At 67.6% G+C, this 25,095-nt stretch carries 24 protein-coding genes; 14 read left to right on the top strand and 10 right to left on the bottom strand.

Going from position 1 to position 25,095, the window contains the following annotated elements; all coding sequences use genetic code 11:
* Nucleotides 1–7: 7 nt before the first annotated feature.
* The gene (locus AC6HZP_RS06970) at nucleotides 8–1,297 is read left to right on the top strand and encodes an amidohydrolase family protein (RefSeq protein WP_497525964.1); all 1,290 of its coding nucleotides are present in this window, start codon (nucleotides 8–10) and stop codon (nucleotides 1,295–1,297) included.
* 96 nt (nucleotides 1,298–1,393) lie between these two features.
* On the opposite strand, the gene AC6HZP_RS06965 is transcribed toward AC6HZP_RS06970, so the two are convergent.
* Nucleotides 1,394–1,603, bottom strand: a complete 210-nt coding sequence (locus AC6HZP_RS06965; RefSeq protein ID WP_497526851.1) for a hypothetical protein — start codon at nucleotides 1,601–1,603, stop codon at nucleotides 1,394–1,396.
* Here AC6HZP_RS06965 and AC6HZP_RS06960 point away from each other — a divergent pair.
* From AC6HZP_RS06960 to AC6HZP_RS06905, 12 genes are all read left to right on the top strand, one after another.
* Nucleotides 1,526–2,404, top strand: a complete 879-nt coding sequence (locus AC6HZP_RS06960; RefSeq protein ID WP_497526748.1) for an NUDIX hydrolase — start codon at nucleotides 1,526–1,528, stop codon at nucleotides 2,402–2,404. The two genes, AC6HZP_RS06965 and AC6HZP_RS06960, sit on opposite strands and share 78 nt — an antisense overlap.
* Before the next feature lie 66 nt (nucleotides 2,405–2,470).
* Nucleotides 2,471–3,445 carry a quinolinate synthase NadA gene (gene nadA, locus AC6HZP_RS06955; protein WP_497525963.1) on the top strand — a complete coding sequence of 325 codons (975 nt, stop codon included), beginning with the start codon at nucleotides 2,471–2,473 and terminating at the stop codon, nucleotides 3,443–3,445.
* On the top strand, nucleotides 3,442–4,995 hold the full coding sequence (locus AC6HZP_RS06950; protein ID WP_497525962.1) for an L-aspartate oxidase: 1,554 nt from the start codon (nucleotides 3,442–3,444) through the stop codon (nucleotides 4,993–4,995). The genes nadA and AC6HZP_RS06950 overlap by 4 nt, the downstream gene beginning before the upstream one ends.
* 2 nt (nucleotides 4,996–4,997) lie before the next feature.
* Nucleotides 4,998–5,846 (top strand): carboxylating nicotinate-nucleotide diphosphorylase, encoded by an 849-nt coding sequence (gene nadC / locus AC6HZP_RS06945; protein ID WP_497525961.1) that lies wholly within the window; start codon nucleotides 4,998–5,000, stop codon nucleotides 5,844–5,846.
* 42 nt (nucleotides 5,847–5,888) lie between these two features.
* The gene (locus tag AC6HZP_RS06940; RefSeq protein ID WP_497525960.1) at nucleotides 5,889–7,019 is read left to right on the top strand and encodes an 8-amino-7-oxononanoate synthase; all 1,131 of its coding nucleotides are present in this window, start codon (nucleotides 5,889–5,891) and stop codon (nucleotides 7,017–7,019) included.
* A 61-nt stretch (nucleotides 7,020–7,080) separates the two neighbouring features.
* Nucleotides 7,081–8,346, top strand: coding sequence for an adenosylmethionine--8-amino-7-oxononanoate transaminase (locus AC6HZP_RS06935; protein WP_497525959.1), 1,266 nt, complete (start codon nucleotides 7,081–7,083; stop codon nucleotides 8,344–8,346).
* Nucleotides 8,343–9,326, top strand: coding sequence for a 3-oxopimeloyl-[acyl-carrier-protein] synthase BioZ (bioZ, locus tag AC6HZP_RS06930; RefSeq protein ID WP_497525958.1), 984 nt, complete (start codon nucleotides 8,343–8,345; stop codon nucleotides 9,324–9,326). The genes AC6HZP_RS06935 and bioZ overlap by 4 nt, the downstream gene beginning before the upstream one ends.
* A gap of 259 nt (nucleotides 9,327–9,585) precedes the next feature.
* Nucleotides 9,586–11,139 (top strand): ABC transporter substrate-binding protein, encoded by a 1,554-nt coding sequence (locus AC6HZP_RS06925; protein ID WP_497525957.1) that lies wholly within the window; start codon nucleotides 9,586–9,588, stop codon nucleotides 11,137–11,139.
* The gene (locus tag AC6HZP_RS06920) at nucleotides 11,123–12,103 is read left to right on the top strand and encodes an ABC transporter permease (RefSeq protein WP_497525956.1); all 981 of its coding nucleotides are present in this window, start codon (nucleotides 11,123–11,125) and stop codon (nucleotides 12,101–12,103) included. The genes AC6HZP_RS06925 and AC6HZP_RS06920 overlap by 17 nt, the downstream gene beginning before the upstream one ends.
* Nucleotides 12,100–12,981, top strand: coding sequence for an ABC transporter permease (locus tag AC6HZP_RS06915; RefSeq protein WP_497525955.1), 882 nt, complete (start codon nucleotides 12,100–12,102; stop codon nucleotides 12,979–12,981). The genes AC6HZP_RS06920 and AC6HZP_RS06915 overlap by 4 nt, the downstream gene beginning before the upstream one ends.
* A 14-nt stretch (nucleotides 12,982–12,995) precedes the next feature.
* Complete coding sequence (locus AC6HZP_RS06910; protein WP_497525954.1) at nucleotides 12,996–13,964, top strand: ABC transporter ATP-binding protein; 969 nt, start codon at nucleotides 12,996–12,998, stop codon at nucleotides 13,962–13,964.
* A gap of 101 nt (nucleotides 13,965–14,065) precedes the next feature.
* The gene (locus AC6HZP_RS06905; RefSeq protein ID WP_497525953.1) at nucleotides 14,066–14,776 is read left to right on the top strand and encodes an ABC transporter ATP-binding protein; all 711 of its coding nucleotides are present in this window, start codon (nucleotides 14,066–14,068) and stop codon (nucleotides 14,774–14,776) included.
* A gap of 54 nt (nucleotides 14,777–14,830) precedes the next feature.
* Here the strand turns inward: AC6HZP_RS06905 and AC6HZP_RS06900 are convergent, their stop codons facing one another.
* Genes AC6HZP_RS06900 through AC6HZP_RS06870 form a run of 7 tightly spaced genes read right to left on the bottom strand, consistent with a single transcriptional unit; the run spans nucleotide 14,831 to nucleotide 20,386 of the window.
* Complete coding sequence (locus tag AC6HZP_RS06900) at nucleotides 14,831–15,784, bottom strand: ABC transporter substrate-binding protein (protein WP_201402898.1); 954 nt, start codon at nucleotides 15,782–15,784, stop codon at nucleotides 14,831–14,833.
* 38 nt (nucleotides 15,785–15,822) lie between these two features.
* Nucleotides 15,823–16,857, bottom strand: coding sequence for an ABC transporter permease (locus AC6HZP_RS06895; protein WP_497525952.1), 1,035 nt, complete (start codon nucleotides 16,855–16,857; stop codon nucleotides 15,823–15,825).
* Complete coding sequence (locus AC6HZP_RS06890) at nucleotides 16,854–17,618, bottom strand: ATP-binding cassette domain-containing protein (protein WP_497525951.1); 765 nt, start codon at nucleotides 17,616–17,618, stop codon at nucleotides 16,854–16,856. The genes AC6HZP_RS06895 and AC6HZP_RS06890 overlap by 4 nt, the downstream gene beginning before the upstream one ends.
* The gene (locus AC6HZP_RS06885; RefSeq protein ID WP_497525950.1) at nucleotides 17,615–17,914 is read right to left on the bottom strand and encodes a hypothetical protein; all 300 of its coding nucleotides are present in this window, start codon (nucleotides 17,912–17,914) and stop codon (nucleotides 17,615–17,617) included. Before AC6HZP_RS06885 ends, AC6HZP_RS06890 begins: the two co-directional genes overlap by 4 nt.
* A gap of 1 nt (nucleotide 17,915) precedes the next feature.
* Nucleotides 17,916–18,650: a hypothetical protein gene (locus tag AC6HZP_RS06880; RefSeq protein ID WP_497525949.1), complete on the bottom strand. Its 735-nt coding sequence runs from the start codon at nucleotides 18,648–18,650 to the stop codon at nucleotides 17,916–17,918.
* On the bottom strand, nucleotides 18,647–19,492 hold the full coding sequence (locus AC6HZP_RS06875; protein WP_497525948.1) for a BtpA/SgcQ family protein: 846 nt from the start codon (nucleotides 19,490–19,492) through the stop codon (nucleotides 18,647–18,649). The genes AC6HZP_RS06880 and AC6HZP_RS06875 overlap by 4 nt, the downstream gene beginning before the upstream one ends.
* 9 nt (nucleotides 19,493–19,501) lie before the next feature.
* On the bottom strand, nucleotides 19,502–20,386 hold the full coding sequence (locus AC6HZP_RS06870; protein ID WP_497525947.1) for a carbohydrate kinase family protein: 885 nt from the start codon (nucleotides 20,384–20,386) through the stop codon (nucleotides 19,502–19,504).
* A gap of 248 nt (nucleotides 20,387–20,634) precedes the next feature.
* Here AC6HZP_RS06870 and AC6HZP_RS06865 point away from each other — a divergent pair, with 248 nt between their 5' ends.
* On the top strand, nucleotides 20,635–21,381 hold the full coding sequence (locus AC6HZP_RS06865) for a GntR family transcriptional regulator (protein WP_201402891.1): 747 nt from the start codon (nucleotides 20,635–20,637) through the stop codon (nucleotides 21,379–21,381).
* A 25-nt stretch (nucleotides 21,382–21,406) separates the two neighbouring features.
* Here AC6HZP_RS06865 and AC6HZP_RS06860 read toward each other — a convergent pair whose 3' ends face one another.
* Both AC6HZP_RS06860 and AC6HZP_RS06855 read right to left on the bottom strand, forming a co-directional pair.
* The gene (locus AC6HZP_RS06860; protein WP_497525946.1) at nucleotides 21,407–22,510 is read right to left on the bottom strand and encodes an ABC transporter ATP-binding protein; all 1,104 of its coding nucleotides are present in this window, start codon (nucleotides 22,508–22,510) and stop codon (nucleotides 21,407–21,409) included.
* Nucleotides 22,510–25,092, bottom strand: a complete 2,583-nt coding sequence (locus tag AC6HZP_RS06855) for a GH116 family glycosyl-hydrolase (protein ID WP_497525945.1) — start codon at nucleotides 25,090–25,092, stop codon at nucleotides 22,510–22,512. Before AC6HZP_RS06855 ends, AC6HZP_RS06860 begins: the two co-directional genes overlap by 1 nt.
* Between the last annotated feature and the right edge of the window lie 3 nt (nucleotides 25,093–25,095).

Here is a 25,095-nt window from a genome sequence, read left to right as displayed (position 1 = left end):
GCCAAGCATGTTCGACCTGATCCTCCGAAACGCCAACCTGCCCGATGGTCGCCAGGGCCTGGATATCGGCCTCGCCGACGGCAAAATCACCGCGATCGAGACGCATCTCGAGGCGTCGGCGAAAGAGGAGATCGATGCGACCGGCAGGCTGGTGAGCCCGCCCTTCTGCGATCCGCATTTCCATATGGACGCGACGCTTTCGCTCGGTCTGCCGCGCATGAACGTCTCCGGCACCCTTTTGGAAGGCATCGCGCTCTGGGGCGAGCTGCGCCCGCTTCTCACCAAGGCAGCGCTGGTCGAACGCGCGCTGCGCTACTGCGACCTCGCCGTCAGCCAGGGCCTGCTGTTCATCCGCAGCCATGTCGACACCTCCGATCCGAGGCTGGTCACGGCGGAGGCGCTGATCGAGGTCCGCGAGCGGGTCGCCCCCTACATAAATCTGCAGCTCGTGGCCTTCCCGCAGGACGGCTACTACCGCGCCGCCGACGGCGAAAAATCCCTGCAGCGCGCGCTGGACATGGGCCTCGACATCGTCGGCGGCATTCCGCATTTCGAACGGACGATGGAGGATGGCCGCCGCTCGCTGGAGGCGCTCTGCCGCATCGCCGCCGAGCGCGGGCTTCCCGTCGACATCCATTGCGACGAGAGCGACGACCCGATGTCGCGCCATATCGAGACGCTGGCGGCCGAGACCGTGCGCCACGGCCTGCAGGGACGGGTGGCGGGATCGCACCTGACATCCATGCACTCGATGGACAACTACTACGTCTCGAAGCTCATCCCCCTGATGGCCGAGGCCGAGATCAACGTGATCCCCAATCCGCTGATCAACATCATGCTGCAGGGGCGCCACGATACCTATCCGAAGCGCCGCGGCATGACCCGCGTGCGCGAGCTGATGGACGCGGGGCTCAACGTCACCTTCGGCCAGGACTGCACCATGGATCCCTGGTACTCGATGGGCTCCGCCGACATGCTGGAAGTCGGCCACATGGCCATCCATGTGGCGCAGATGGGCGGCATCGAGGACAAGCAGAAGATCTTCGAGGCGCTGACGGTGAACTCGGCGAAGACCATGGGGCTCGAAGGCTACGGGCTGGAGGTCGGCTGCAACGCCGATCTCATCGTGCTTCAGGCCGCCGATGTCGTCGAGGCGCTCCGGCTCAAGCCGACGCGACTTTGGGTCGTGAAGGGCGGCAAGGTAATCTCCCGAAGTGCACCGCGCATCGGCGAGCTCTTCCTCGAGGGTCGCCCGACGAAAATCGATCCCGGTCTGGACTACCTGCCGGCGCGCTGAGCGCGCCGTTCACAGGCCCAACGGCTCCATCCAGCCTCCGTCGTCCAGCCACGTTGACGGATCGACGGGCGCAGTACACCTTCGCGACGACCCGATTCAGGCGCCCGACAGGAGGTCGGCCGAAACATTCGCGAGATCATGCAGGACCAGCGAGCCACCACCAGCAAAGAAGGCCCCTCCGGCAAAGCTCTCGATGCGAATGTGGACCTGATCGCAGTGGTCGTGGCGATGACCGATCACGGGCCGAGCGTTCTCACCGTCGGCCAGGCCAATGCCCTGCCCTCCGGACCTTTCGAGCTCGGCCATCGCTCGCTTCAATTCGGTCTCCGAACCTGGGTGGAACACCAGACCGGCCATCAGCTCGGCTATATCGAGCAGCTCTACACCTTCGCCGACCGCGACCGGATCGGCGAGCAGCGCCAGCAGCGGGTGATCTCGATCAGCTATCTGGCCCTGACGCGTGCCGACAACGCCGACGCATCGGGCAAGCGCGCCTGGCGGAGCTGGTATGACTACTTCCCCTGGGAAGACCATCGCTCCGGGATTCCGCTCATTCTTGCCAACATTCTGCAACCGCGCCTGCTGGCCTGGGCGGACGGCGCGGAGCTGGACGCGGAGCGGCGCGAACGCCAGCGTCGCGCCGCGATCGTCTTCGGCATGGATGGTCACGAGTGGAACGAAGAGCTCGTCCTGCAGCGCTACGAGCTCCTCTATGAGGCGGGCCTGATCGAGGAGGCGATGCGCGGAACGGAGCGGAGCGCTTCCCCGCCGATACCCGGGGTCCCGATGATCGCCGATCATCGCCGCATCCTGGCGACCGGGATCGCGCGGCTGCGTTCCAAGATCAAATACCGGCCTGTCGTTTTCGAGCTGATGCCGCCCGTCTTCACCCTTCTCCAGCTGCAGCGCGCCGTCGAAGCGCTCTCCGGAAGGCTGGTCCACAAGCCGAACTTCCGCCGCCTCATCGAGCAGCAGGATCTGGTCGAGGAAGCCGGAGGGACCACCGCCGACACGGTCGGGCGGCCGGCGAAGCTGTTCCGCTTCCGCCACGCCGTCCTCGACGAGCGGGTTGCCGCGGGCACGAAATTGCCACTCCCGCGCGCTTGACGGTACTTATTCTCAAAGTAAGTATATGTCGAAATTATACTCTCTTTGAGAATAATGGAGGCGCCGATGTCTGTCTCACTCCCCACCGCCGCATCGCTCTATGATCGCGTGCGACGGGTCATTCCGCCGGTGGAATGGCCTGCTTTCACCGACGACATCGACGCCATCCTGGCGCTGAAGCGCGAGCGCAACGCCGTCATCCTCGCGCACAATTACCAGACGCCCGAGATCTTCCATTGCGTGGCCGACATCGTCGGCGACAGCCTGGCGCTGGCGCGCAAGGCCATGACGGTCGATGCCGACGTCATCGTGCTCGCCGGCGTGCACTTCATGGCCGAGACGGCCAAGCTCCTCAATCCCGGCAAGACGGTGCTCATTCCGGATCAGGACGCTGGCTGTTCGCTGGCCGAATCCATCACCGCGGCTGACGTGCGGCTGATGCGGCAGCGTTATCCCGGCGTGCCGATCGTGACCTACGTGAACACCTCCGCCGCGGTGAAGGCCGAATCCGACGTCTGCTGCACGTCGGGCAATGCGCTGGCGGTGGTGGAATCGCTCGGCGTGCCGCGCGTCATCATGCTGCCCGACGAATATCTGGCGCAGAACATCGCGGCGCAGACCAAGGTCGAGATCATCGCCTGGAAGGGCCACTGCGAGGTGCATGAGCGCTTCACGCCCGCCGACATCCACGAGCTGCGCGAAGCGCATCCCGGCGTCACCGTGCTCGCCCATCCCGAATGCCCGCCGGAGGTCGTCGCGGTGGCGGATTTCGCCGGTTCGACCGCGGCGATGTCCGACTATGTCGGCAGGTACAAGCCGGCGCGCGTCGTGCTGGTGACCGAATGCTCGATGAGCGACAATGTCGCCGTCGAGCATCCCGACGTCGATTTCGTGCGGCCCTGCAATCTCTGCCCGCACATGAAGCGCATCACGCTCGCCAACATCCGCACGGCGCTCGAGGAGAACCGCCACGTCGTGGAGATCGATCCCGGCGTCGCCGATCGCGCACGCCTTGCGGTCGAGAGGATGCTCGTCCTATGACCGCGCGCGACCTCCACGGCCGGCCGGTCATCATCGGCGGCGGTATCGCGGGGCTGATGACGGCGCTGCATCTGGCCCCGGAACCGGTCGTTCTCATCACAAGCTCGCCTTTGGAGGGCCCCTCCTCCAGCATCCTCGCCCAGGGCGGCGTTGCCGCGAGCCTCGCCCGCGACGACAGCCCGGGCCTGCATCTCGCCGATACGCTCGCCGCCGGCGACGGGCTCTGCGACGAGGCGGCGGTGAAGCGCGTCGTCGAGGCGGCGCCGCAGGCGATCGACCAACTCGCGCGGCTCGGCGTCGCCTTCGACCGTGCTCCCGACGGCGCATTTCGGCTCGGGCTCGAAGCCGCGCATTCGCGCCGGCGGATCGTCCACGCCGGCGGCGACTCCACGGGCCGCGAGCTCATCCGCGCGCTCGCCGCGGCGGTCAGACGAACACCCTCGATCGCGGTTCTCGAAGGCGTCGAAGTGCGGCGCCTGCTCTTCGAGGACGGCGAGATCACCGGCGTGCTCGCCGTCGGCAACAACGAGGCGATCTCGCTTTCGACCGGCCGCGTGGTGCTTGCGACCGGCGGCATAGGCGGCCTGTTCGACCATACGACCAACCCGCTCGGCTCGTTCGGCCAGGGTCTGGCGCTTGCCGCGCGCGCCGGCGCGGAGCTCGCCGATCTCGAATTCGTCCAGTTCCACCCGACCGCGCTCGACGGCCCGAAGCGTCCGATGCCGTTGATCAGCGAAGCGGTGCGCGGCGAAGGCGCGGTTCTCGTCGACGAGCGCGGCCGGCGCTTCCTCGCCGACACGCCGGGCGCAGAACTGGCGCCGCGCGACGTCGTTGCGCGTGGCGTCTGGCGCCAGCTCGCCGCCGGGCATCGCGTGTTCCTCGACGCGCGGCAGTGTCTCGGGCCGCGATTTGCCGAGCGCTTCCCGGCGATCGCCCTGCTCTGCCGCGAAGCCGGCATAGATCCCGCCATCGAGCCGATCCCCGTGCGTCCCGCCGCGCATTATCACATGGGCGGCGTGGCGGTGGATGCCGACGGCCGCAGCTCGCTTCGCGGCCTCTGGGCCTGCGGCGAGATCGCCCGCACCGGGCTGCACGGGGCCAACCGCCTCGCCAGCAACTCGCTCATCGAGGCGGCGACATCAGCCGCATGGACCGCCGCGAGCGTCGCCGCCGCGTCGCCGGGCACGCCGAGACGGCCGATGCCGGCGATCGTGCCGGGGCGACCCGATCCCTCTCGCATCCGCCAGATCGCCTCGAAGGCGCTCGGCATCGAACGGGACGGAGAGACGCTGCGCGAAGCCGCGAGAGTTCTGGCACCGATCGCCACCGGCGACGATGCCGCCTCGGACCCCGCCCTCGTCGCGCTGATGATCACCATTGCCGCCCTGCGTCGCGAGGAGAGCCGGGGCTCGCACCTCCGGAATGATTTCCCCGGACGCGATGCCCAGCCGCGCTCGCTGCGGCTGACGATCGACGAAACCTTCCAGGCGGCAGCAGCCGTTGCCGACATCCCATCCGCCGCGGAAGCGCGGCTCGACCGGAGCGCTTGACCATGCCCCTGACCCCGCTGCCGCGCGTGATGATCGAGCCGCTGGTGCGCGCCGCCCTGCTTGAGGATCTCGGCCGCGCCGGCGATCTCACCAGCGACGCGATCGTCCCGGCCGATGCGACCGCGACGATGGTGCTCGCAACGCGTCAGCCGGGCGTGCTCGCCGGCCTCGACGTCGCCGCCCTCGCCTTCGAGCTGATCGACCCCAGGATCGAAATCAGCGTGGCCAAGCGGGACGGCTCCGTTCTCGCGGCCGGCGATGTCGTCGCGACGGTGCACGGACCGGCGCGCGCCCTGCTCACGGCCGAGCGGACGGCGCTCAACTTCCTCTGCCATCTGAGCGGCATCGCCACCCAGACCGCGACGGTGGTCGAAGCCGTGCGGGACCACAAGGCCACCATCGTCTGCACCCGCAAGACCACGCCGGGCCTGCGCGCGCTGGAGAAATACGCCGTGCGCGCTGGCGGCGGCGGCAATCATCGCTTCGGCCTCGACGACGCCGTGCTCATCAAGGACAACCACATCGCGATCTCAGGCGATATCCGCACCGCCATCGAACGGGCGCGCGCCGGCGTCGGCCACATGGTCCGGATCGAGGTGGAGGTCGATACGCTGGAGCAGCTCGACCTGGCGCTGGCAGCCGGCATCGACGCGGTGCTGCTCGACAACATGTCCGTCGCGCAATTGACCGAGGCGGTGGCGAGGGTCGGCGGCCGCGCGACCACCGAGGCCTCCGGCCGGGTAACGGCGCAGACGGCCCCGGCCATCGCGGCGACCGGCGTCGACCTGATTTCCGTCGGCTGGATCACCCACAGCGCGCCGATCCTGGATATCGGGCTGGATTACCCATAGAAGACAGCCTTCGATCCACGCGCCAGCAGGTTGGCAAACAGTATGGCCATGCTCGACCGCTACGAGACCAGCCTGCGCGGGCTGGCCCGCAAGGACCGGTTGCGGACGCTCCGCGACCGCGCCGGCGCCGATTTCTCCTCCAACGACTATCTCGGCCTGGCGCGATCGAAGCGCATGGCGGAGGCGGTCGCGGCGGCGCTCGCCGCCGGTACGCCGGTCGGGGCGACCGGCTCGCGGCTCCTGCGCGGCAACGATCCCGAACACGAGGCGCTGGAAGCGAAAGCGGCCGGCTTCTTCGGCGCCGAGCGGGCGCTGTTCTTCGGCGGCGGCTATGTCGCCAATTTCGCGGTGCTGACGACCTTGCCGCAGAAGGGCGATCTGGTCGTGCTGGACGAACTCATCCATGCCAGCGCGCATGAGGGAGCGCGAGCCGGCCGGGCCGAAGCGACGGAAGTCGCGCACAACGATGCGAACGCCGTGGACGACGTGATCCGGAGCTGGCGCGCGCGGGGCGGCACCGGCCAAGCCTGGATCGCGGTCGAGAGCCTCTACAGCATGGACGGCGACCGGGCTCCGCTCGGCGAACTCACCGAGGTCGCGGAGCGTCACGACGCCTTCCTGTTCATCGACGAAGCGCATGCCACCGGCGTCTATGGCCCGGGCGGGCGCGGCCTCGCGCACGCCCTCGAAGGTCGCGACAATGTCGTGGTGCTGCATACTTGCGGCAAGGCGCTCGGCGCGTCCGGCGCGCTGGTCACCGCGCCCGCGATCCTCTGCGACTATCTGGTCAACCGCTGCCGGCCCTTCATCTATGCCACCGCGCCCTCGCCTCTGATGGCGGTGGCGGCGGCGACCGCCCTCGACATCGTCGCTGACGAGCCGGATCGCCGCGAGCGGCTGGCGGGGCTGGTCGCGCTGGCCGGCAAGCGGGCCGAGGACCTCGGCCTGCCAGCGAGCGGTTCGCAGATCCTGCCGATCCTGGTCGGCGACAATGCCCGCGCCATGGCTCTGGCGCAGGCGCTGCAGTCGCGCGGGTTCGACGTGCGCGGCATCCGCCCGCCGACCGTGCCCGAGGGCACGGCGAGGCTGCGCGTCTCGCTGACGCTGAATGTCGGCGAGGACGAGGTCTCGGCCCTGTTCGATGCCCTTGCCGAGGCATGGGAGCCACGATGACGGCGCCGATCGCGATGACCGAAACACGCCGTCCACGGTCCGACTTCATGGAGATCCCGCGATGAGCCGCTCCGCCGTCTGGCATCCCTTCACCCAGCATGCCATCGAGCCGGCGCCGCCGATGATCGCGCGGACCGAGGGCGCCTATGTCGAGACGCAGGACGGCAAGCGCCTGCTCGACGCGATCTCCTCCTGGTGGGTCATCACCCACGGCCACCGCCACCCGAAAATCCAGGAAGCCATCCGGCACACGACCGAGACGCTCGACCAGGTGATCTTCGCCGGCCTCAGCCACGAGCCGGCCGAACGACTGGCTTCGGCGCTGGTCGAGATGGCGCCGGCGGGCCTCGACTGGATCTTCTATTCCGACAGCGGCTCGACCAGCGTCGAAGTGGCGCTCAAGATGGCGCTCGGCTTTCACCGCCACAACGGCGCGCCACGGTCGCGCATCGTCGTCATGGAGCACGGCTATCACGGCGACACCATCGGGACGATGAGCGTCGGCGCGCGCGGCGTCTTTAACGCCGCCTATGAGCCGCTGCTGTTTCAGGTCGACACGATCCCCTTCCCGGCGGCGGGCAGGGAGCAGGAAACGCTTGACGCCTTCGAGAAGCTGGCGCGCGACCGCGACGTCGCCGCGCTGATCGTCGAGCCGCTGGTGCTCGGCGCCGGCGGCATGAAGATGTATCCGGCCTCCGTCCTCGCCGAACTGAAGCGCATTGCCGAAGCCTCTGGAACGCTCTTGATCGCCGACGAGGTGATGACCGGCTGGGGCCGCTGCGGCAGCCTGTTCGCCTGCGAGCAGGCGGGGGTCGCGCCCGATATCCTGTGCACGTCCAAGGGCCTGACGGGCGGTTCGCTGCCGCTCGCGGCGACGCTTGCCACCGACGCGATCTTTCGCGCGCATTATTCCAGCGACCGGGCGAGGACCTTCTTCCATTCGAGCTCCTACACGGCGAACCCGATCGCCTGCGCCGCGGCGCTCGCCAATGTCGAGATCTGGAACGACGAGCCGGTGGCGGAGCGCGTGGCAGCGCTGGCGCGGATGCAGGCGGAGCGGGTTGCCCGGTTCGACGGAGATCCTCGCTTCGAGAATGTGCGCACGACCGGCACCATCGCGGCGCTCGAGCTTCGCGTCGGCAGCGCCGGCTATCTGGCTGAGGTCGGCCCGGCGCTGCGCAGCTTCTTCCTCGAGCGCGGATTGCTGATGCGGCCGCTTGGCAACGTCCTCTACGTGCTGCCGCCCTATTGCGTGACATCGAACGAACTCGACCGGCTCTACGACGCCATCGACGAGGCGGCCGGGCTCGCGGGCGATGAGCGATGAACCGCACGGCGCGGATCATCGGCCTCGGACATCACGTACCAGCGCGCAGAGTCGAAAATGCCGAGATCGAGGCCGACCTCGGGCTGGAGGCGGGCTGGATCGAGCGGCGCACCGGCATCCGCTCGCGCTTCTGGGCCGAGCCCGGCGACACACTTTCCGGATTAGCGACCGAGGCCGGCGACATCGCGCTCAAGGCCGCCGGCATCGATCGCAGGGACATCGGCCTGCTGCTCCTCGCGACATCGACGCCGGATCACCTGCTGCCGCCGAGCGCGCCGCTCGTCGCGCACAAGCTCGGCCTCGCAAGGGCAGGCGGGATCGACCTCGCGGGCGCCTGCGCGGGCTTCCTCTACGCCCTGAGCTTCGCCGACGGCTTCGTGCGCCTGCACAACAAGCCGGCCATCGTCATCGCGGCCAACATACTGAGCCGTAGGATCCATCCGACCGAGCGGGCGAGCGCCGTGCTGTTCGCCGATGCCGCCGGCGCCGTGGTGCTGGCGCCGTCCGACGATCCCGGCCACGGCATCCTTGGCGCCTCTTTCGCCTCGGACGGCTCCGCCTATGGCCTGATCCAGATTCCGGCCGGCGGCAGCAACCGACCCTTCGCGGAAGAGACCGACATCCTCGAAACGCGCATGACGATCGCGAACGGCCGCGACGTCTTCGCCAGGGCGGTGGAGATGATGAGCGGCTGTTCCTTGGAGGCTCTGGAGGCGGCGGGCCTTTCGGCGTCGGATATTGACCGTTTCGTGCCGCACCAGGCGAATGCCCGCATCTTCGACGCCGTCAGCAAGTCGCTCGGCATCGAGGATGCACGCATCGTCAAGACCATCGCCGACTATGGCAATTCGTCGGCAGCGACGATCCCCCTGTCCCTATCGGTTGCCCACAATGCCGATCCCTTTCGGCGTCACGAGAAACTGCTGCTGGCCGCCGCCGGCGCCGGCCTGACCGGCGGGGCACTGGTGGTCGGCTTCTAGATCGGCGCCCGCGCGCCCGGAAGCGCGACCAAGCGTCAGCCGTGCGGCCAAGGACCGTCTTGCCCGAGCTTCCCGGATTTCTTCCAAATAATGAAACGCCCTGCCGATATTCGAGAATAGCCTGCCGCGATTTCCTCGCTTCGCGAAGACGTCATTCTAATTCGCGCCGCAGGATAGGGACCGAATTCTTTGCATATTCTGGAACAGAATGTGACTATTTGGAACAAAGTCAATTCGGATCAACGGGACGGATTTGGGCATGGAGTCGGTTCTCAAGGGCATTTCTCGACGCAGGCTGCTTCTGTCGTCGGCGGCGATGGCCGGCAGCGTCGCGGTTCTCGGAGGGTCCGGGAAGGCTTCCGCAGCGGCGTCCCGCGTGCTGCGCCTCGCCTCGGGAGAGTCCGACGGGCCAACCGGCACCATGGATCCCGCCTTCAACAAGATCGACGCGGATGCCGCTCGCATCTCGCTCGTCTATGAGCGCCTGATCATCCTCGACAAGAACTTCGAACCACAGCCGCAACTGGCGCAATCCTGGTCAAGCAACGAGAAGGGCGATGTCTGGACGATCGAGCTGAAGCCCGGAATTTCCTTCCACAACGGCAAGCCGCTCACCGCCGCCGACGTGGTCTATACCTATCGCCGCCTGATCGATCCGAAGACCGCCTCGCCCGTTGCCACCACCTTCGGCGAGCTGACGCCCGAAGGTATCGAGGCCGTCGACGACAAGACGGTACGCTTCACCCTGAAGAGCCCCGTCGTCGAGTTCCCCTCGCTGATCGCCAACCGCTTCACCTACATCGTGCCCGAGGGCTCGACCGCCGAGGAGCTGCGCACCCACGGCCAGGGCACCGGCCCCTTCAAGGTGCAGGAATTCGTGCCCGGCCGCGAGCCGAGCGTCTTCGTCAAGAATGAAGCCTATTGGCGCGAGGGCCTGCCGAAGGTCGACCGGGTGGAGCTGCGGGCCATCGCGGACACGTCTGCGCGCCTGTCGGCGCTGCTGACCGGGCAGATCGATCTTTCCTGGGATGTGCCGCGCGTCGGCCTGCAGGCGCTTCAGGCCGCACCCAACCTGACCGTGGTGACCGTTCCCTCGCCCTACGTGATGTCGCTGACCCTGATGGTCGACGTACCGCCCTTCAACGACGTGCGGGTCCGCCAGGCGATGAAGCTGGTCGTCGACCGCCAGCGCATGATCGATCTGGTTCTCGGCGGGCTGGGAAAACCGGCTTCCGACCAGCCGGTCGCCTCCTGGGTCCAGTACGGGCTCGAGGAGCCGGCGCCCGCCCGCGACGTGGCAAGGGCCAAGCAGTTGCTCGCCGAAGCCGGGCATCCCGACGGCATCGACGTCGAGCTCTACACCTCGGAGGCAACCGCGGGCTTCCTGGAGATGGCAGCCCTTTACCAGGCGATGGCGGCCGAGGCCGGCATCCGGGTCGCAATCAACAAGGTTCCCGGCGACGGCTATTTCGCCAATGTCTGGCGCAAGGTGCCCTTCCTCTGCACGTCCAAGGGCGCGCGCAACGCCGACGAGGCGCTGTCGCAATTCTACCTGTCGAATGCCGCCTGGAACGACACGCATTGGAAGAGCGAGGAATTCGACAATCTGATCACCGAGGCGCGCCAGACGCTCGACGCCGGCAAGCGCGCCGAGCTCTATCGCAAGGCCCAGCGCCTTCTGCGTGACGACGGCGGTGTAATCGTGCCGATGTTCGCCAATTCCGTCGGCGCCCATCGCAAGGACCTGACCGGCTTCGAGATCCATCCCCAGAAGAACGCCCAGGACTTCTCGCAGATTGCGATCGGCGGCTGAGAATGTCGGCCTGCACATGACGCGTCACATCGCGATCCAGGCTGCGCTGTCGCTGCTCAGCCTGCTGCTCGTCTCCATCCTCGTCTTCTGGCTGGTGGACCTGCTCCCCGGCGACGCGGCCGAGCGCGTGCTCGGCCAGGATGCGACGACCGAGGGGCTGGCCGTGCTCCGCGAGCAGCTCGGCCTCAACCATTCGGCGCTCGATCGCTACCTCGCCTGGATGAGCGGTCTGCTCAGGGGCGATCTCGGCACCTCGATGATCGCGGGACAGCCGGTCGCCGACTATGTTGCGAGCCGCGTCCAGAACTCCGCCATTCTGGCCGCGTTCGCGCTGGTGCTCTATGTGCCGGTCAGCCTGGCTCTGGCGCTTTTGACCGCCGTCTATCGCGGCACGGCCGTCGACGTCGGGCTCACCGTCTTCGTGCTCCTCGGCATGTGCATCCCGGAATTCGTCATCGCGATCTTTCTGGTCTCCCTGTTCGCCGTGACGCTGAACCTGTTCCCGGCGCTAGCCCTTCTCGATACGGCCCAGGGTTTCGGCGACCTCGTCCGGATGCTTTTCCTGCCGGTTCTGACGCTGACGGCGGCGATGTCGGCCTATTCGGTGCGGCTGATGCGCGAGAGCCTGATCCAGATCCTCGATTCCGACTACATCCAGCTGGCGCGTCTCAAGGGCCTGCCCAACTGGCGGATCATGGGCTGGCACGCGCTGCCGAACGCGCTCGGACCGGCTCTGAACGTGCTGGCGCTCAACATCGCCTGGCTGATCGGCAGCATCGTGCTCGTCGAGACCGTCTTCAATTTCGACGGGCTTGGGCGGCTGCTGGTCGATTCCATCCGCTACAAGGACACGCCCGTCATCCAGGCGATCGTCATGCTGCTCTGCGCGGTCTACGTGCTCGCCAACCTTCTGGCGGACGTGTCGATCATGGCGCTCAACCCGAAACTGCGGACGCGCCGATGAGCAGCGCATCCCTGCCATCGGCAACGACCTGGTTCGACACTATGCTGCGGGAGCTCAGGTCGATCGAGCCGCCGGCGCTGGTCGCCGCCTCGATCGTGCTCGCCTATGTGGTCGTCGCGCTCACCGCGCCGCTCTGGGCGCCCTACGATCCCTCCGCCGTGATGGTGGGGATGCCGCTGGCGCCGCCCGGTGCCGACCACCTTCTCGGCACCGACTCCCTCGGCCGCGACGTGTTCAGCCGCGTCGTGCTCGGCAGCCGGCCCGTGCTGATCATGTCGATCTCCGCAGCGCTGCTCGCGGTCACGGTCGGGGCGACGCTCGGTCTTTTTGCGGCCTATCTCGGCGGATGGTTCGACCAGTTGCTCATGCGCGGGCTCGATGCGCTGATCAGCGTGCCGACGCTCATTCTGGGCATGCTCATCCTGAGCGCCGCGGGAAACACGGCCGTTCTCGTGGTCGTCACCGTGGCGTTCATCAACGTGCCGCGCATCGCCCGCGTCGTGCGCGCCGCGACGCTGGCCATCGTATCGGAAGATTACATCACCTCCGCCGTTACGCGCGGCGTCCCGCCGTTCTCCATGGTCTTCGTCGAGCTGCTTCCGAACGTGCTTGGCACGATCCTGGTCGAGTTCGCGGTCCGCTCCGGCTTCATCATCGTCTTCATCGGCGCTCTCGGCTTCCTGGGATTCGGCGCGCCGCCGCCGACGCCGGAATGGGGCGTGATGATCAATGAGGGCCGCAGCACGATCAGCGTCTCGCTCTGGCCGGTGCTGGCGCCAGCCGCGGCGATGGCCATCCTCGTCGTCTCGCTGAACCTGGTGACCGACGCGATCGCCGGCCGGATCGGCACCGGCCACGCCTCGAGGCCACGCGTGTGACCCAGGATCGTTCCTTGTTGCAGGTAGACGGCCTCGCCGTCGACTACGGGTCGAAGTCGCGCTGGTCGAACGCGGTGACCGGCGTGAGTTTTGAAATCCGGCGCGGCGAGATCCTCGGGCTCGCGGGCGAGTCCGGCTCGGGCAAATCCACGGTCGGCTACGCGCTGCTCGCCTATCTGCGGGCAGGAAGCCGTATCCGCGCCGGTCGCGTGACCTTCGCGGGCCGGAGCATTCTCGACCTTCCGCCTTCCGAGCTGCGCGCCCTGCGCGGCAGGGAGATCGGCTTCGTCCCGCAGAATCCCACCACCAGCCTCTCTCCGGCGATGACGGTCGGGCGCCAGGTCGCGGAGGTCCTGCGCTTTCACGGCATTCGCCCGCCGAACGGCGTGCAGGCCCGTGTCGTGGAACTGCTCGACTCCGTCGGCCTGCCGGATCCCGCCGTGATCGCCGAGCGATTTCCGCATCAACTGAGCGGCGGCCAGCAGCAGCGCGTCGTCATCGCCATGGCGATCGCCTGCGAGCCCAGCCTGATCATCCTCGACGAGCCGACGACCGGCCTCGACGTCACGACGCAGGCGCGGATCCTCCGCCTCCTGGCCGATCTGCGCACGCGGATCGGCTCGGCCCTCCTCTACATCAGCCATGATCTCGGCGCGCTCTTCAGCCTCTGCGACCGCGTCGGCATTATGTATGCCGGCGAACTGGTCGAGATCGGCACGAGCGAACAGCTTCTGAACGGAGCACGAAGCCCCTATACGCGCGGGCTGATGGCGTCGGTGCCGCGCCTCGACCGTGCGCCGGACAGGAGCGCGGCGCTGAAAGGCATCCTGCGGCGCGACGCGCTGGGGGAAGGCTGCCGGTTCGCGCCGCGCTGCCCCTCGGCGATCGATGCCTGTGCGGCGACCGTCCAGCATCTTGAGACCGTTGCGCCGGACCATTCGGTCGCCTGCTCCCGCTGGCGCGAGCTTGGAGCGAGCGCATGAGCGCCGAAGCAAAACCGCTGCTTGCCCTGTCCGGCGTCGAGATCGCCTATCCGGGCCGCGGCTGGCTCGCGGCGCTCGGCCGACGCGAGCCGGCAGCTTCCGTGCGCGACATCTCCTTCGACCTGGCCAGGGGCGAGACGCTGGCGCTGGTCGGAGAAAGCGGCAGCGGCAAGTCCACGATCGCGCGCGCCATCAGCGGCCTCGTGACGGCACGCAAGGGAATGATCCGGTTTGACGGGCGGGACATCAACATCCCGATCGAGAGGCGGAGCCAGGACCTCCGGCGCGACATCCAGATCGTGTTCCAGAACCCGGACGCTTCCTTGAACCCTCGGCATTCGATTGGCTTCATCCTCGGCCGAGCGATCCGGGCCTTCCACCGCCTCGACAGCGCGACCGTGCGTTCGAAAGTCGATGCGCTCCTCGCCGACGTGCGCTTGAGCGGAGACTATGCATCGCGCTACCCGCGCCAGCTTTCGGGCGGCGAGCGCCAGCGCGTGGCGATCGCACGCGCCCTGGCGGCTCAGCCGAAGGTTCTGGTCTGCGACGCGATCCTATCGGCGCTCGATGTCTCCGTGCAGGCCGAAATCATCGAATTGCTGCGCTCGCTGCAACGCGACCAAGGCATCGCGATCCTCTTCATTTCGCACGATCTCGCCGTGGTACGTTGGCTGGCGGACCGCGTCGCCGTCCTGCGCTATGGCGCGCTCTGCGAGATCGGCGCGACGGAAGACGTCTACGCGCCGCCTTTTCATCCGTACACGAAACAGCTGCTGGACGCGGTGCCGCAGATGGGTCGCCCGACGGGCTGACAAAACGCGAAGAGAAAGGTGGCCGCCCCGGGAGTTGGGCGGCCACGGAGTTGGCTACATGCAGCCCGCGACGTATTCGTACTTGTCGGCGAGTTCCGGCTGGTCGGCGCCGATGGCGACGATCTCGGCCATGGTGACGGGCTCGACGGCCTGGCCGGCGATCAGCTTCGCGGCGATGTCCATCGCGACGGCGCCCTGCTGGCTCGGGCTCTGGGCGATCAGGCCCTGCAGCTCGCCATTCTTCAGCGCGGCGACCTCGGCGCTCGCGGCGTCATAGGCCACCATCTTGACCTTGCCGACGGCGCCGGCCTGGCGGAGGCCGGTGATCGCGCCGATCGCGCCCTGGTCATTGGTCGAGAACACGCCGGCGAGGTCCGGATGCGCGGAGAGCGTCGAGGTGACGATCTCGGCGGCGCGCTGCGGATCGTTCGACTGGTATTGCGGGCCGAGATACTGGATGTCCGGGTACTTCGCGGCGAGCGTCGCGGCGAAACCGGCCTCGCGCGCGTCCTGAGCCAGCGAGCCCGGCGGCTGGGTGATCACAAGCACCTTGCCCTTCTTGCCGATCAGCGCCGCCAGCGCGTCGGCCGCCATGCCGCCGCCGGCCTTGTTGTCCGTCAGAACCTGGGTCTTCAGGATCGAGGGATCGGAGATGGTCTGGTCGACCGTGATCACCTGCGTGCCGCGCCCGGCGAGCTCCCGCATCGGCGGGATCAGCGCCTGCATGTCGGTGGGCACGATGGCGGCGACCTTGGGGGCGCTCGCCGTCACGGCGTTGACCACCGGGATCTGCGCGTCGGCGGCGAACTGGTCGGCGGCCGAGACGGTGAGAGAGAGGCCGAGTTCCTTGGCGCGGGCCTGCGCGCCGCACTGCATGGCTTGGTAGAACGGGCTGCCGCTCGAGCCGAGCACGAGGGCCACGGTGTTGGCATCCTGGGCGAAGGCGCCCGAGGCAGAGAGCGAGGTCAGCACGAGGCCTACCGCCGCCGAAACGATCGTCTTTGTCATTGTTTATTCCCCTTTGGTATTGCGGAGCGTGCGTGGCGCTAGCCCCGTTTGCGAAGCCGTCGCTTCAGTTGGTCGATCCAGACGGCGAGGATCAGCACGCCACCCATGGCGACCGTCTGCCAAAACGGCGGAATGCCGAGGATGACGAAGCCATTGAGCAGGATGATGGGAATGAAGACGCCCACGACCGTGCCGAACACGCTGCCGACGCCGCCGAACAGGCTGGTGCCGCCGAGAACCACCGCCGAGATGGTGGCGAGGTTGTCCATGGCGTGGCCGTTGATGGTGGTCGTCGAGAACCGGGCGTTGGACATGACGGCGGCGATGCCGGCCATGAGGCCCGAGATCGCGTAGACCTGGATCAGCCGCGCCGTCGTCGGGATGCCGCTGCGGCGGCTCGCCTCGGCGTTGGAGCCGACGGCGAAAACATGCATGCCGAAGCGGGTCAGATGCAGCACGATGCCGGCGATGATGACGGTGACGGCGGCGATCACGACCAGCACCGGGATGCCGAGGATGCGGCCGGAGCCGACATGGGTGACCAGCAGTTCCGGCATGGCGCGGACGTCGACGCCGCCGGACAGGATCTGGGCCCCGCCGAGCGCCATGCCCATGGTACCGAGCGTGACGATGAGCGGCGGGATCTTGGTGACGGCGATCAGGATGCCGTTGAAAGCGCCCCAGGCCGCGCCGACGAGCAGCGCCGCGACGGTGCCGATCGCGATGATGTCCCAACCGGCGGCGGTGGTGCCGTAGGTGGTGCCGCCGGCGCCGGAAAGGAGCAGCATCAGCTTGGCCGAGACGACCGAGGCGAAGACCAGCACCGAGCCGACCGAGAGGTCGATGCCCGAGGTGATCACCACATAGGTCTGCCCGACGGCCAGCACGAGCAGGATGGCCGCGTTGATGAAGAGCTGCTGCACATTGTAGCCGGAACCGAACTGGGCCGGCTTCAGAACCAGGAAGATCGCGATCAGGGCGAGCAGCAGGAGGAAGATCCAGCCGCCGGCGACCAGCCGCAGCAGGCGGTCCTCCGTGGTCTCGACGGGGGCGATGGCGAGTTCGTTGCTCATGCTGCCAGCTCCTTGGCTTGCCCGCTGGTCATTTCGCGCACCAGGTCCTCGACGCTCGCCTCGGCGGCGCGGAGGTCGGCGACGGTCTGGCCCAGGCGCAGCACGTGCACGCGGTCGGCGACCTCCAGCACCTGGGGCATGTTGTGGCTGATCAGGACGACGGAGGTTCCGGCGTCGCGGACGCGGCGGCAGAGGTCGAGCACGCGCTGCGTCTGGACCACGCCGAGCGCGGCAGTCGGCTCGTCGAGGATAACGAGCTTGCTCGCCCACATCGCCGCGCGGGCGATGGCGACGGATTGCTGCTGGCCGCCGGAGAGCGAGGCGATCGACACGCGCTGCGACTTCAGCTGGACGCCGAGCTTGGCGAACTGGTCGACCGCCTGGCGCTGCATGGTGCGACGGTCGAGGAAGCCTAGTTTGCCGAGAAGGCCGCTGCGGGTGAGCTCCCGGCCGAGGAAGAGATTGTCGGCCGGCGTCAGATCGGGGGCGAGCGCCAGATCCTGGTAGACCGTGGCGATTCCGCATGCCTGCGCGTCGAGTGGCGAGGTGAAGGTCACCGCCCTCCCCTCGACCCGGAGCGTGCCCTCGTCCGGCTTGTCGGCGCCGGAGAGGATCTTGACGAGGGTCGACTTGCCGGCGCCGTTGTCGCCGATCAGCGCGACGATCTCGCCCGGCATGACGCGGAAATCGGCGCCTTTCAGGGCCTGCACATGGCCGAATGTGCGCCGGATGCCGGTCGCTTCCAGCAGCGGCGCGCTCATGTGCCCGTTTCCAGGCCGATATTGTTCGAGAAGGCGTAGAACTCGTTGTAGCGCGCCGCGCAGAGCGCCTGCCAATGGTTGAACGCCTCGGTCGTGCCGGCGAACTTCCAGATCTCGACTTCCTGGAAGTCGTGCTGCCCGCGGATGTGGAAGCGGCCGTGGAACTCGGCGCCGGCGGCCTTCGCGCCGTCGCGGACGGCCTGCCAGGCGTCGGCGAGCGCCTGCTTGTCCTTGTCGTCCAGCAGGTACCAGTGCGGACGCGGGCGGGAATAGTGGATCCAGACGGATTGGGTCATGTCAGCCGTGCCTCGGAGCGATCAGGTCCGCGAGCGGCGCGAGGCGGCCCACGATGTGACGCGATGTGGTGAACTTGAAGTCGGCCACGCGCTCGTGGCCGCGGATGGCGGCGTCGGCGGTGTCGGGGCCGTCGATCTCCCAGGCGCCGAGATGGTGCCAGGAATGCGACCAGTCCATGCGGTGGCGGCCGGCGATGTTGACGCCGAGCGCCAGGTCGCCCTTGAAGGCGATGTCGCACTCGAAGTCGTATTCGGTGCGCTCTTCCGGCGTCGCCTCGCACCACTGGTCGTTCCATTCCCAGAGCGCCAGGAAGGACCAGCCGTGATCGGTGAGCGCGCCCTTGCCCAGGACGGGGGCGAACTCCTTGGCGCCCATCAGCCATTCCGTCCGGAACGCCCGCGCCCAGCCGGCCTTTTCGAGCCGGATCGTCCCGGCGAGCGCGCTTTCGAGGTCGGGCGCCTCGAAGACGCCGGCGATGTCGTGCGTGTGGGTGAAGCCGGTGTCGAGCGCCCGCGCCACGTTGGCGGCATCGGGATCGAAGACGCGGCGCAGCGACAGCGTCCAGCCCTCGGCGGCGAGTTCGTCGAGCACGGCCAGGATGGCGCGGCGGTGCTCCTCGCCATAGACGCCGGGCAGCTCGTCCTGACGCGTCGCGACGAACATCACCGAGGCCCTGGGCGAGGCGCCTGACGATGCCGACGCGAAGACGTCGGTATCTCCGGTGAGGCTGGTCATGTCCGCGCCTTTTCGACCGCGCTCATCAGTCGCTCGACGCGGACGGGGTCCACCGGGTTCCACCAGCGCGAATCCACCTTCAGCCATTGCCCGACGATGGCGCCGTCGGCGACCGGCATCAGGCTCGGCACCTGCTCGGGCGACAGGCCGGAGCCGACGATGACAGGCAAATTGGTGCCAGCGCGGACCTCGGCCACTTCCTCCGGCTGGGTCGGCGAGCCGGTGCGGGTGCCGGTGGCGATCAGCACATCGGCGTCGAACCATTCCGCGTCGGTCGCCTGCTCGGTGATCGAGCGGTCACCGGTGATCGCGTGGGCGCCAAACTTCACATGCACGTCGGCGAAGATGGAAACATCCTTGGCGCCGATCTGCGCGCGATAGCGCAGCGCCTCGGCGGCCGGGCCGTTCAGGAAGCCCTCATTGGCGACATAGGCGTTGACCCACTGGTTGACGCGCACCCAGCGCGCGCCGACCGCCTTGGCGACGGCGAGGCCGGGAATGGCGCCGTTCGCCACGCAGGTAATGCCGATCGGCGCGCTGACGGCGTTGCGGATCTCCTGGCAGACGACCGAAAGCGCCGCCACGGTCTCGAAGCCGATATGCTCGGGCCGCGAAAAGGGCATGTCGCTGGCGTTCTCGACCATGATGCCGTCGATGCCGCCATCGGCGAGCGTGCGCGCGTCGCGCAGAGCCGCGGCGATGATGTCGCGCATCGCCTCGCCCTCATAGCGGGGCGCGCCGGGGAGCGCGCGCAGATGCACGACGCCGATGATCGGCTTCTTCTTGTCGAAATGGGTTTCGAGGGCGCTCGGCTTGGCCGGCATCACGATGGGGGGAGACATTTTACCTCTTCAGTCCTGTTCGTGAATTTCGAGTTCGGAAAGCGTCGGATAGGCGGTCTGCGCGCCGACCCGGGTGCAGGCGATCGACGCGGCGCGCACGGCGCGCGCCAGCACGATGTCGATGCGCCAGCCGGCGGCGAGGCCGGCGAGGAACCAGCCGGCGAGGCAATCGCCCGCGCCGGTCGTGTCGACGATGGTGAGGCCCTTGGGCGGCGGCGCGTACAACATCTCGCCCGTCTCAAGGTAGAGCTCGGCGCCGAGGGGGCCGCGCGTGCGGACCACGTCGCGGACGCCGAGGTCGCGCAGGCGGGCGATCGGGTCGTGGCCGATCACATCGGCGGCGCGGTCGTTGACGAAGACGACGCGGGCGCCATCCAGAACCGGAGCCAGGGTGGCGATGCCGCCCGGAAAACTCGCCGGCTCCAGGTCGACCGACCAGCGGATGCCGGCCTGCCGCGCCCGCGCGACCAGCGCCGGGGCGGCGGGGCCGAAGCAGGCGGTGTGGAGATGGGCGACGTCGTCGAGGCGGAGCGCCTGAACCGCGGCGTCGTCGGGATAGATCGAGACGCCCGGATAGAGCAGCAGCCGCTTCTCGCCATGCGGCTCGATCACGGTGACGACGCGGCAGAGCCCACCCGGCACAATCGCCGGCCGCAGATCGAGGCGCATCGCCTCGAACTCGTGGCGGACCTGGACGGAGGCGTGGTCGTCGCCGAGCTGGATCGCGAGCGCTGCGTCGCCGCCGGCGCGGGAGAAGGCGACGGCGGTGTTGGTGACGACGCCACCCATGCCCTCGGTCGAGGCAGTGCAGTGCACCTTCTCGTCCGGCGCCGGCATGTGCGGCGCCTGCAGGCTCAGATCCAGACTGATATCGCCGACAAAAAGGTAGTGCACCAAGGCGTCCTCCCATGCGATGGTTTGATTTGTAACTTTGTCATTACATTTGAGCAAGCGGGTATTGCGCAAAAAATGCGCTGAAGAATGCATTGGCTATAATTTGATCATTTGGACTAAATCCACGGCAACGCTGCGTCCGGGAGTTCTCGCGTTTTGCCACGTCGCGGAATGAGCGGCCGCGATGCCCTTGCCGTCCCGCCGTCCGGGATGATAAATCATGCAATTGTCATGACATTTGGCGGGATATGATGGGCTGGGACGCGACACGACTTTCGGACGACGGCGCGCCGAAGTGGTTTCAGATCGCCAACATCCTCAGGCAGTCGATCGTCGAGGGCGAATTCCAGGCCGGCGACGTCATGCCGACCGAGGCGCATCTGAACGACGTGTTCGACGTCAGCCGCACCACCGCGCGCTCGGCGCTGAACAAGCTGGTGCAGGAAGGGCTGATCACGCGCCGCTCCGGCGTCGGGTCAATCGTGCTCGGCGGCCGGGTCGACCAGCCGGTCAACCAGATCCGCGGCTTCACCGAAGACATGCTGCTGCGCGGGCTGAAGCCCTCCTTCGCCGTCCTTTCGGCCGGCTGGGAGCAGGCCAGCGGCGAGGTCGCGCATGCGCTGGGCCTCGCCTCGTCCGACAAGCCGTTCCGCTCGGACCGCCTGCTCAGGGCAAACGACCGGCTGATGGGCTATTCGGTCTCGTGGATCCGTCCGGATCTCTTCGGCAGCGTCGAGCCGCCGACCGAGGGGCAACTGGCCGGCGGATCGCTCTATGCGTGGCTGCGCGAGAATCTCGAGGTCGAGATCTCGGGCGGCGTCGAGTTCATCGAGGCCAATCTCGCGAGCGACGAGATCGCCCGCCTGCTCGACGTCGAGCCCGCCTCGGCGGTGCTGGTGGTCACCCGCATCGCGAAATCAGCCGCCGGCATGCCGGTCGAATTCGCCGTGGTGACTTATCGGGCCGACCGCTACCGCTTCCGCGTCGAGCTATAGCGATCGGCCGCTTTTGGGCCGCGGCCTAGATCAGATAGGCCGCTCGCCAGTCGTCGGTGGCGCCGATCGCCTGGCCCGCCTCGTCGAAGAGGTGGACGAAATCCGCGCCGAAGCCCATGCGCAGGACGTCGCCCGACCGGGCCGCCCGGATGCCGGAAAGCGCGGCGGTGAACGGCTCGCCGGATTTCAGCGTCGCATGGAGAATCGTCTGCGAGCCGAGGATCTCGGCATTCTCGATGCGGATCTCGATCCCGTCGGCGGCGGGCTGCGCATGCTCGGGCCGGATGCCCAGCGTCACCGCGCTGCCATCGGCGAGCGCCACGTCGCGGCCGGGAAGCGGGATCGCCGTGCCCTCGTCGAGATGCACGGCGAGCGCATTGCCGTCCCGCCGGATCGTGCTCTTCAGCAAGTTCATCGGCGGGGCGCCGAGGAACCGCGCGACGAACAGGTTGCGGGGCCGCGCATAGAGCTCGAGCGGCGAGCCGACCTGCTCGACGCGGCCGTCATGCAGCACGACGATCTCGTCGGCCATGGTCATGGCCTCGACCTGATCGTGCGTGACATAGATCATCGTCGATTTCAGGCGCTTGTGCAGGCTGATCAGTTCGCCGCGCATCTTGACCCTGAGTTCGGCGTCGAGATTGCTTAGCGGCTCGTCGAACAGGAACGCCTTCGGCTCCTTGACGATGGCGCGGCCAATGGCGACGCGCTGGCTCTGCCCGCCCGAAAGCTGGCTCGGCCGGCGAGCCAGGAGATGGCCGATCTGCAGGATGCCGGCGGCCTTGGCGACGCGGGCGTCGATCTCGGCCTTGGGGAGCTTGTGGTTCTCCAGCCCGAACCGCAGATTGGCCTCGACGGTCATATGCGGATAGAGCGCATAGGACTGGAACACCATGGCCATGCCGCGGGCGGACGGCAGGAGATGGTCGCAGCGCGTTCCGTCAATATGGACCTCGCCGCCCGTCACCTCCTCAAGGCCCGCCATCATCCGCAGCAGCGTGGACTTGCCGCAGCCCGACGGGCCGACAAAGACGGTGAACGAACCGTCCTTGATGGCGAGATCGATGCCATGGATGACGTCGAGGCCCTGGAAGCTCTTGGTGACCGATTTGAGTTCGATCGCAGCCATCAGGACACCTGCAGCACGAGGCTCTCCCCCGCTCCGAGCGCTACGGGCCCGGAATGCCGGCGCCCGTCGACCCGGACCTCCCGGGCATCGAGCGAGCCGCCTTCGACCGAAAGCGTGAGCGTCTCGCCGGACTTCGTCAAGGTTCCGAAGCCGTTGCCGGCGGACCAGAACAGGCGGTAATCGCCGCTTCCCTTCGGCGCGAAGCCGAGCGTTCCCGCGACGAAATCGGCGGCAAGGCCGGAGAAGGCATTGACGAGCTGCCAGGCCGACATCGAGCGGGCATAGTACGAGCCGCATTCGATGTCGTTCCACGGGTTGCGGCGGGCGCCGTCATGGCGGTTGCGGGCGGCGCGGACGATGTCGAGGCCCTCCTCGACGAGGCCGTGCATGATCAGGTGCGAGGCCGACATGTATTCGATGCCGGTCCAGACCTCCTCGGCATAGGGGGCCGCGACCATCGGCTGGCGGATGCCCTCCGGATAGGTGGCGATCAAGAGCCCGGCCTCATCCTCATAGGCGTAGTTGCGGCAGGGATTGAAATGGTCGTCGAACGACGGCAGGAAATTGTTGGCGTGCACGGAGCGCAGCGCCGTCCGGACCTTGTCTCCGTCGAGGAACGACCCGATCCCGGCGACTTCGGCATGCCACTGACCGAGGATCTGGTCGGAGATGCAGCCCTCGCCCATCTGGTATTTGAGTTCGGAGAATTCCTCGGACCAATAGGTTTCCATGAACCCGTCGGCGAGAACGCCGGCCGTGCGGCCGACATCGAACGGCACGAGGACGGACTGGTCGGAGAGATCGATCTTCTGGACGAACCAGCGGCCGTTGAACAATTCGTCGTTGATGTAGTCGGCGCCGGCCTTGCCGAGGCGAGCGGTCTTCTCGGAGAATTCCGCGTCGCCCATGGCCGCCGCCATCTCGGCCGCCGCGAGCAGCGCCGCGACATACATGGAGCCGAGCCAGGAATTGGGGCCGAACAGTTCCATGTCCAGCGTCTGGTGCTGGCGGCCCGAAAGAATGCCGGTCTCGTCCGGATCCCAGCGGTCCGGGTTTTCCGGGCTCCACGCATACTCGACGGCGCGCTTCAACAGCGGCCATTGCCGACGCAGCCACTCGGTGTCGCCGGCGAGCTTCCACTCGCGATAGGTCTTGATGACGGCACCGAAATGCCCGTCGGCACAGGGGCCGATGATGTCGAATCCAGAGCCGAGCGGCAGCTTCTGGCGGAAGGTCAGGCCGCCTGTCGGCAGCATATTGTAGGCAAGCTCGGTCTCGCGCAGCGTGCGCTCGATGGCCGGGAAGAGATGCGGCAGCGCCTGCTGATAGTTCCACACATGCGTGCAGCTCCCCTCGCAGGATCCGTCATGCGTATGCTGGCCCTCCCAGGCCCAGAGCTCGCCATGCTCCAGACGGATGACGGTGGCGGTGCGCAGCAGGGCCAGCGTCGCGCTGGCCGCGTCCTTCACCTCGGCCGGCAGCGTGGTGCCGAAAAGCGCATCGCGAAACACGATCGTCGCGCCGGCGAGTTCGTCCCAGCGCTTCAGGGCATCGGTGGCGCTCGCCGTCGAATCCGCCCACTGGGTCGCGTAGTAATTGGTCCAACTCGGCGTCGGGCGATCGGGGATCACGCCATCGGGCTTGGCCCGGAACGCCCAGTAGACGTCGCCCTTGGGGAAGCTCCACGAGATGACGAAGCGCACGGTCTCGCGGCCGCCAGCGGGAATCGTGACGCGAGCGCCGAGCGTCGCGTGCTCGGGCTGCTGGCTCATGTGCCGGCTCGTCCGCGGCTCGTCATAGTGCCGTTTCGGCAGTCGGCCGGGACGCGCGAACTCCTTCCAATAGACGGCGAGATCGTCGAACCACTGGCCGCGGTAATGGTGGTCGGTGTGGTCGACGTCGAGGGCATCAGTCGCGATGGTGAGATCGCCGCGCGCCGTCTCCGGCAGATCCTCGTCGGTCGAGGTCAGGTGCATCGAGCTGATGCCGTCCTGCTGGCGGAAGGTGTGGCGGCCGCTGTTCGAGCCATAATTGCCCAGCGTTCCGGCGAGCGTGTAGGTCAGCTCGTCGGCCGTATCGTTGACGATCTCGAAGGCGAACATCGCCACCGGCATCGAGGAATCGCGATCCTGGTGCGGAATGAACGGCGAGAGCGCCGTCAGGCGGACGCCACCGGGAAACTGCTCATCGGTAAAGACCAGGTCGGCGGTCGGAAAGCGGCCGTAGAAATCGACGGATTTGAAATGCGGCACGCCGACCAGGGTCTGCCGATTGGCGCCATGGCCGAAGCCGTCGAACATCTTGCGGATTCCCGGCGCGCCCGACGGATTGAGATCATAGGGGCCGTTGAGCACGCGGGCATCGACCAGTTCGCCCGCCTTTTCCGCCTTGATGGCGAAATGCGAGTAGCCGTTATAGCCCTGCAGGGCTGGACGATTGCGGATCGACCAATCGACCAGCCGCCCGCTGCCGGAGATCGAGAGACCTCCCGAGCCGATGCCGCCGAGCGGAAAGGCGAGATAGCGGCTGCGATCGCCGGCATAGTGAAAACGCGTATCGATGGAAGCGAGATCTTCCCACATTCG

It is taken from the genome of Kaistia sp. SLG-1 (genome assembly GCF_059699055.1).
The sequence above is the reverse complement of the archived record's forward strand: the minus strand, read 5'-3'. Positions and strand labels throughout refer to the sequence as shown.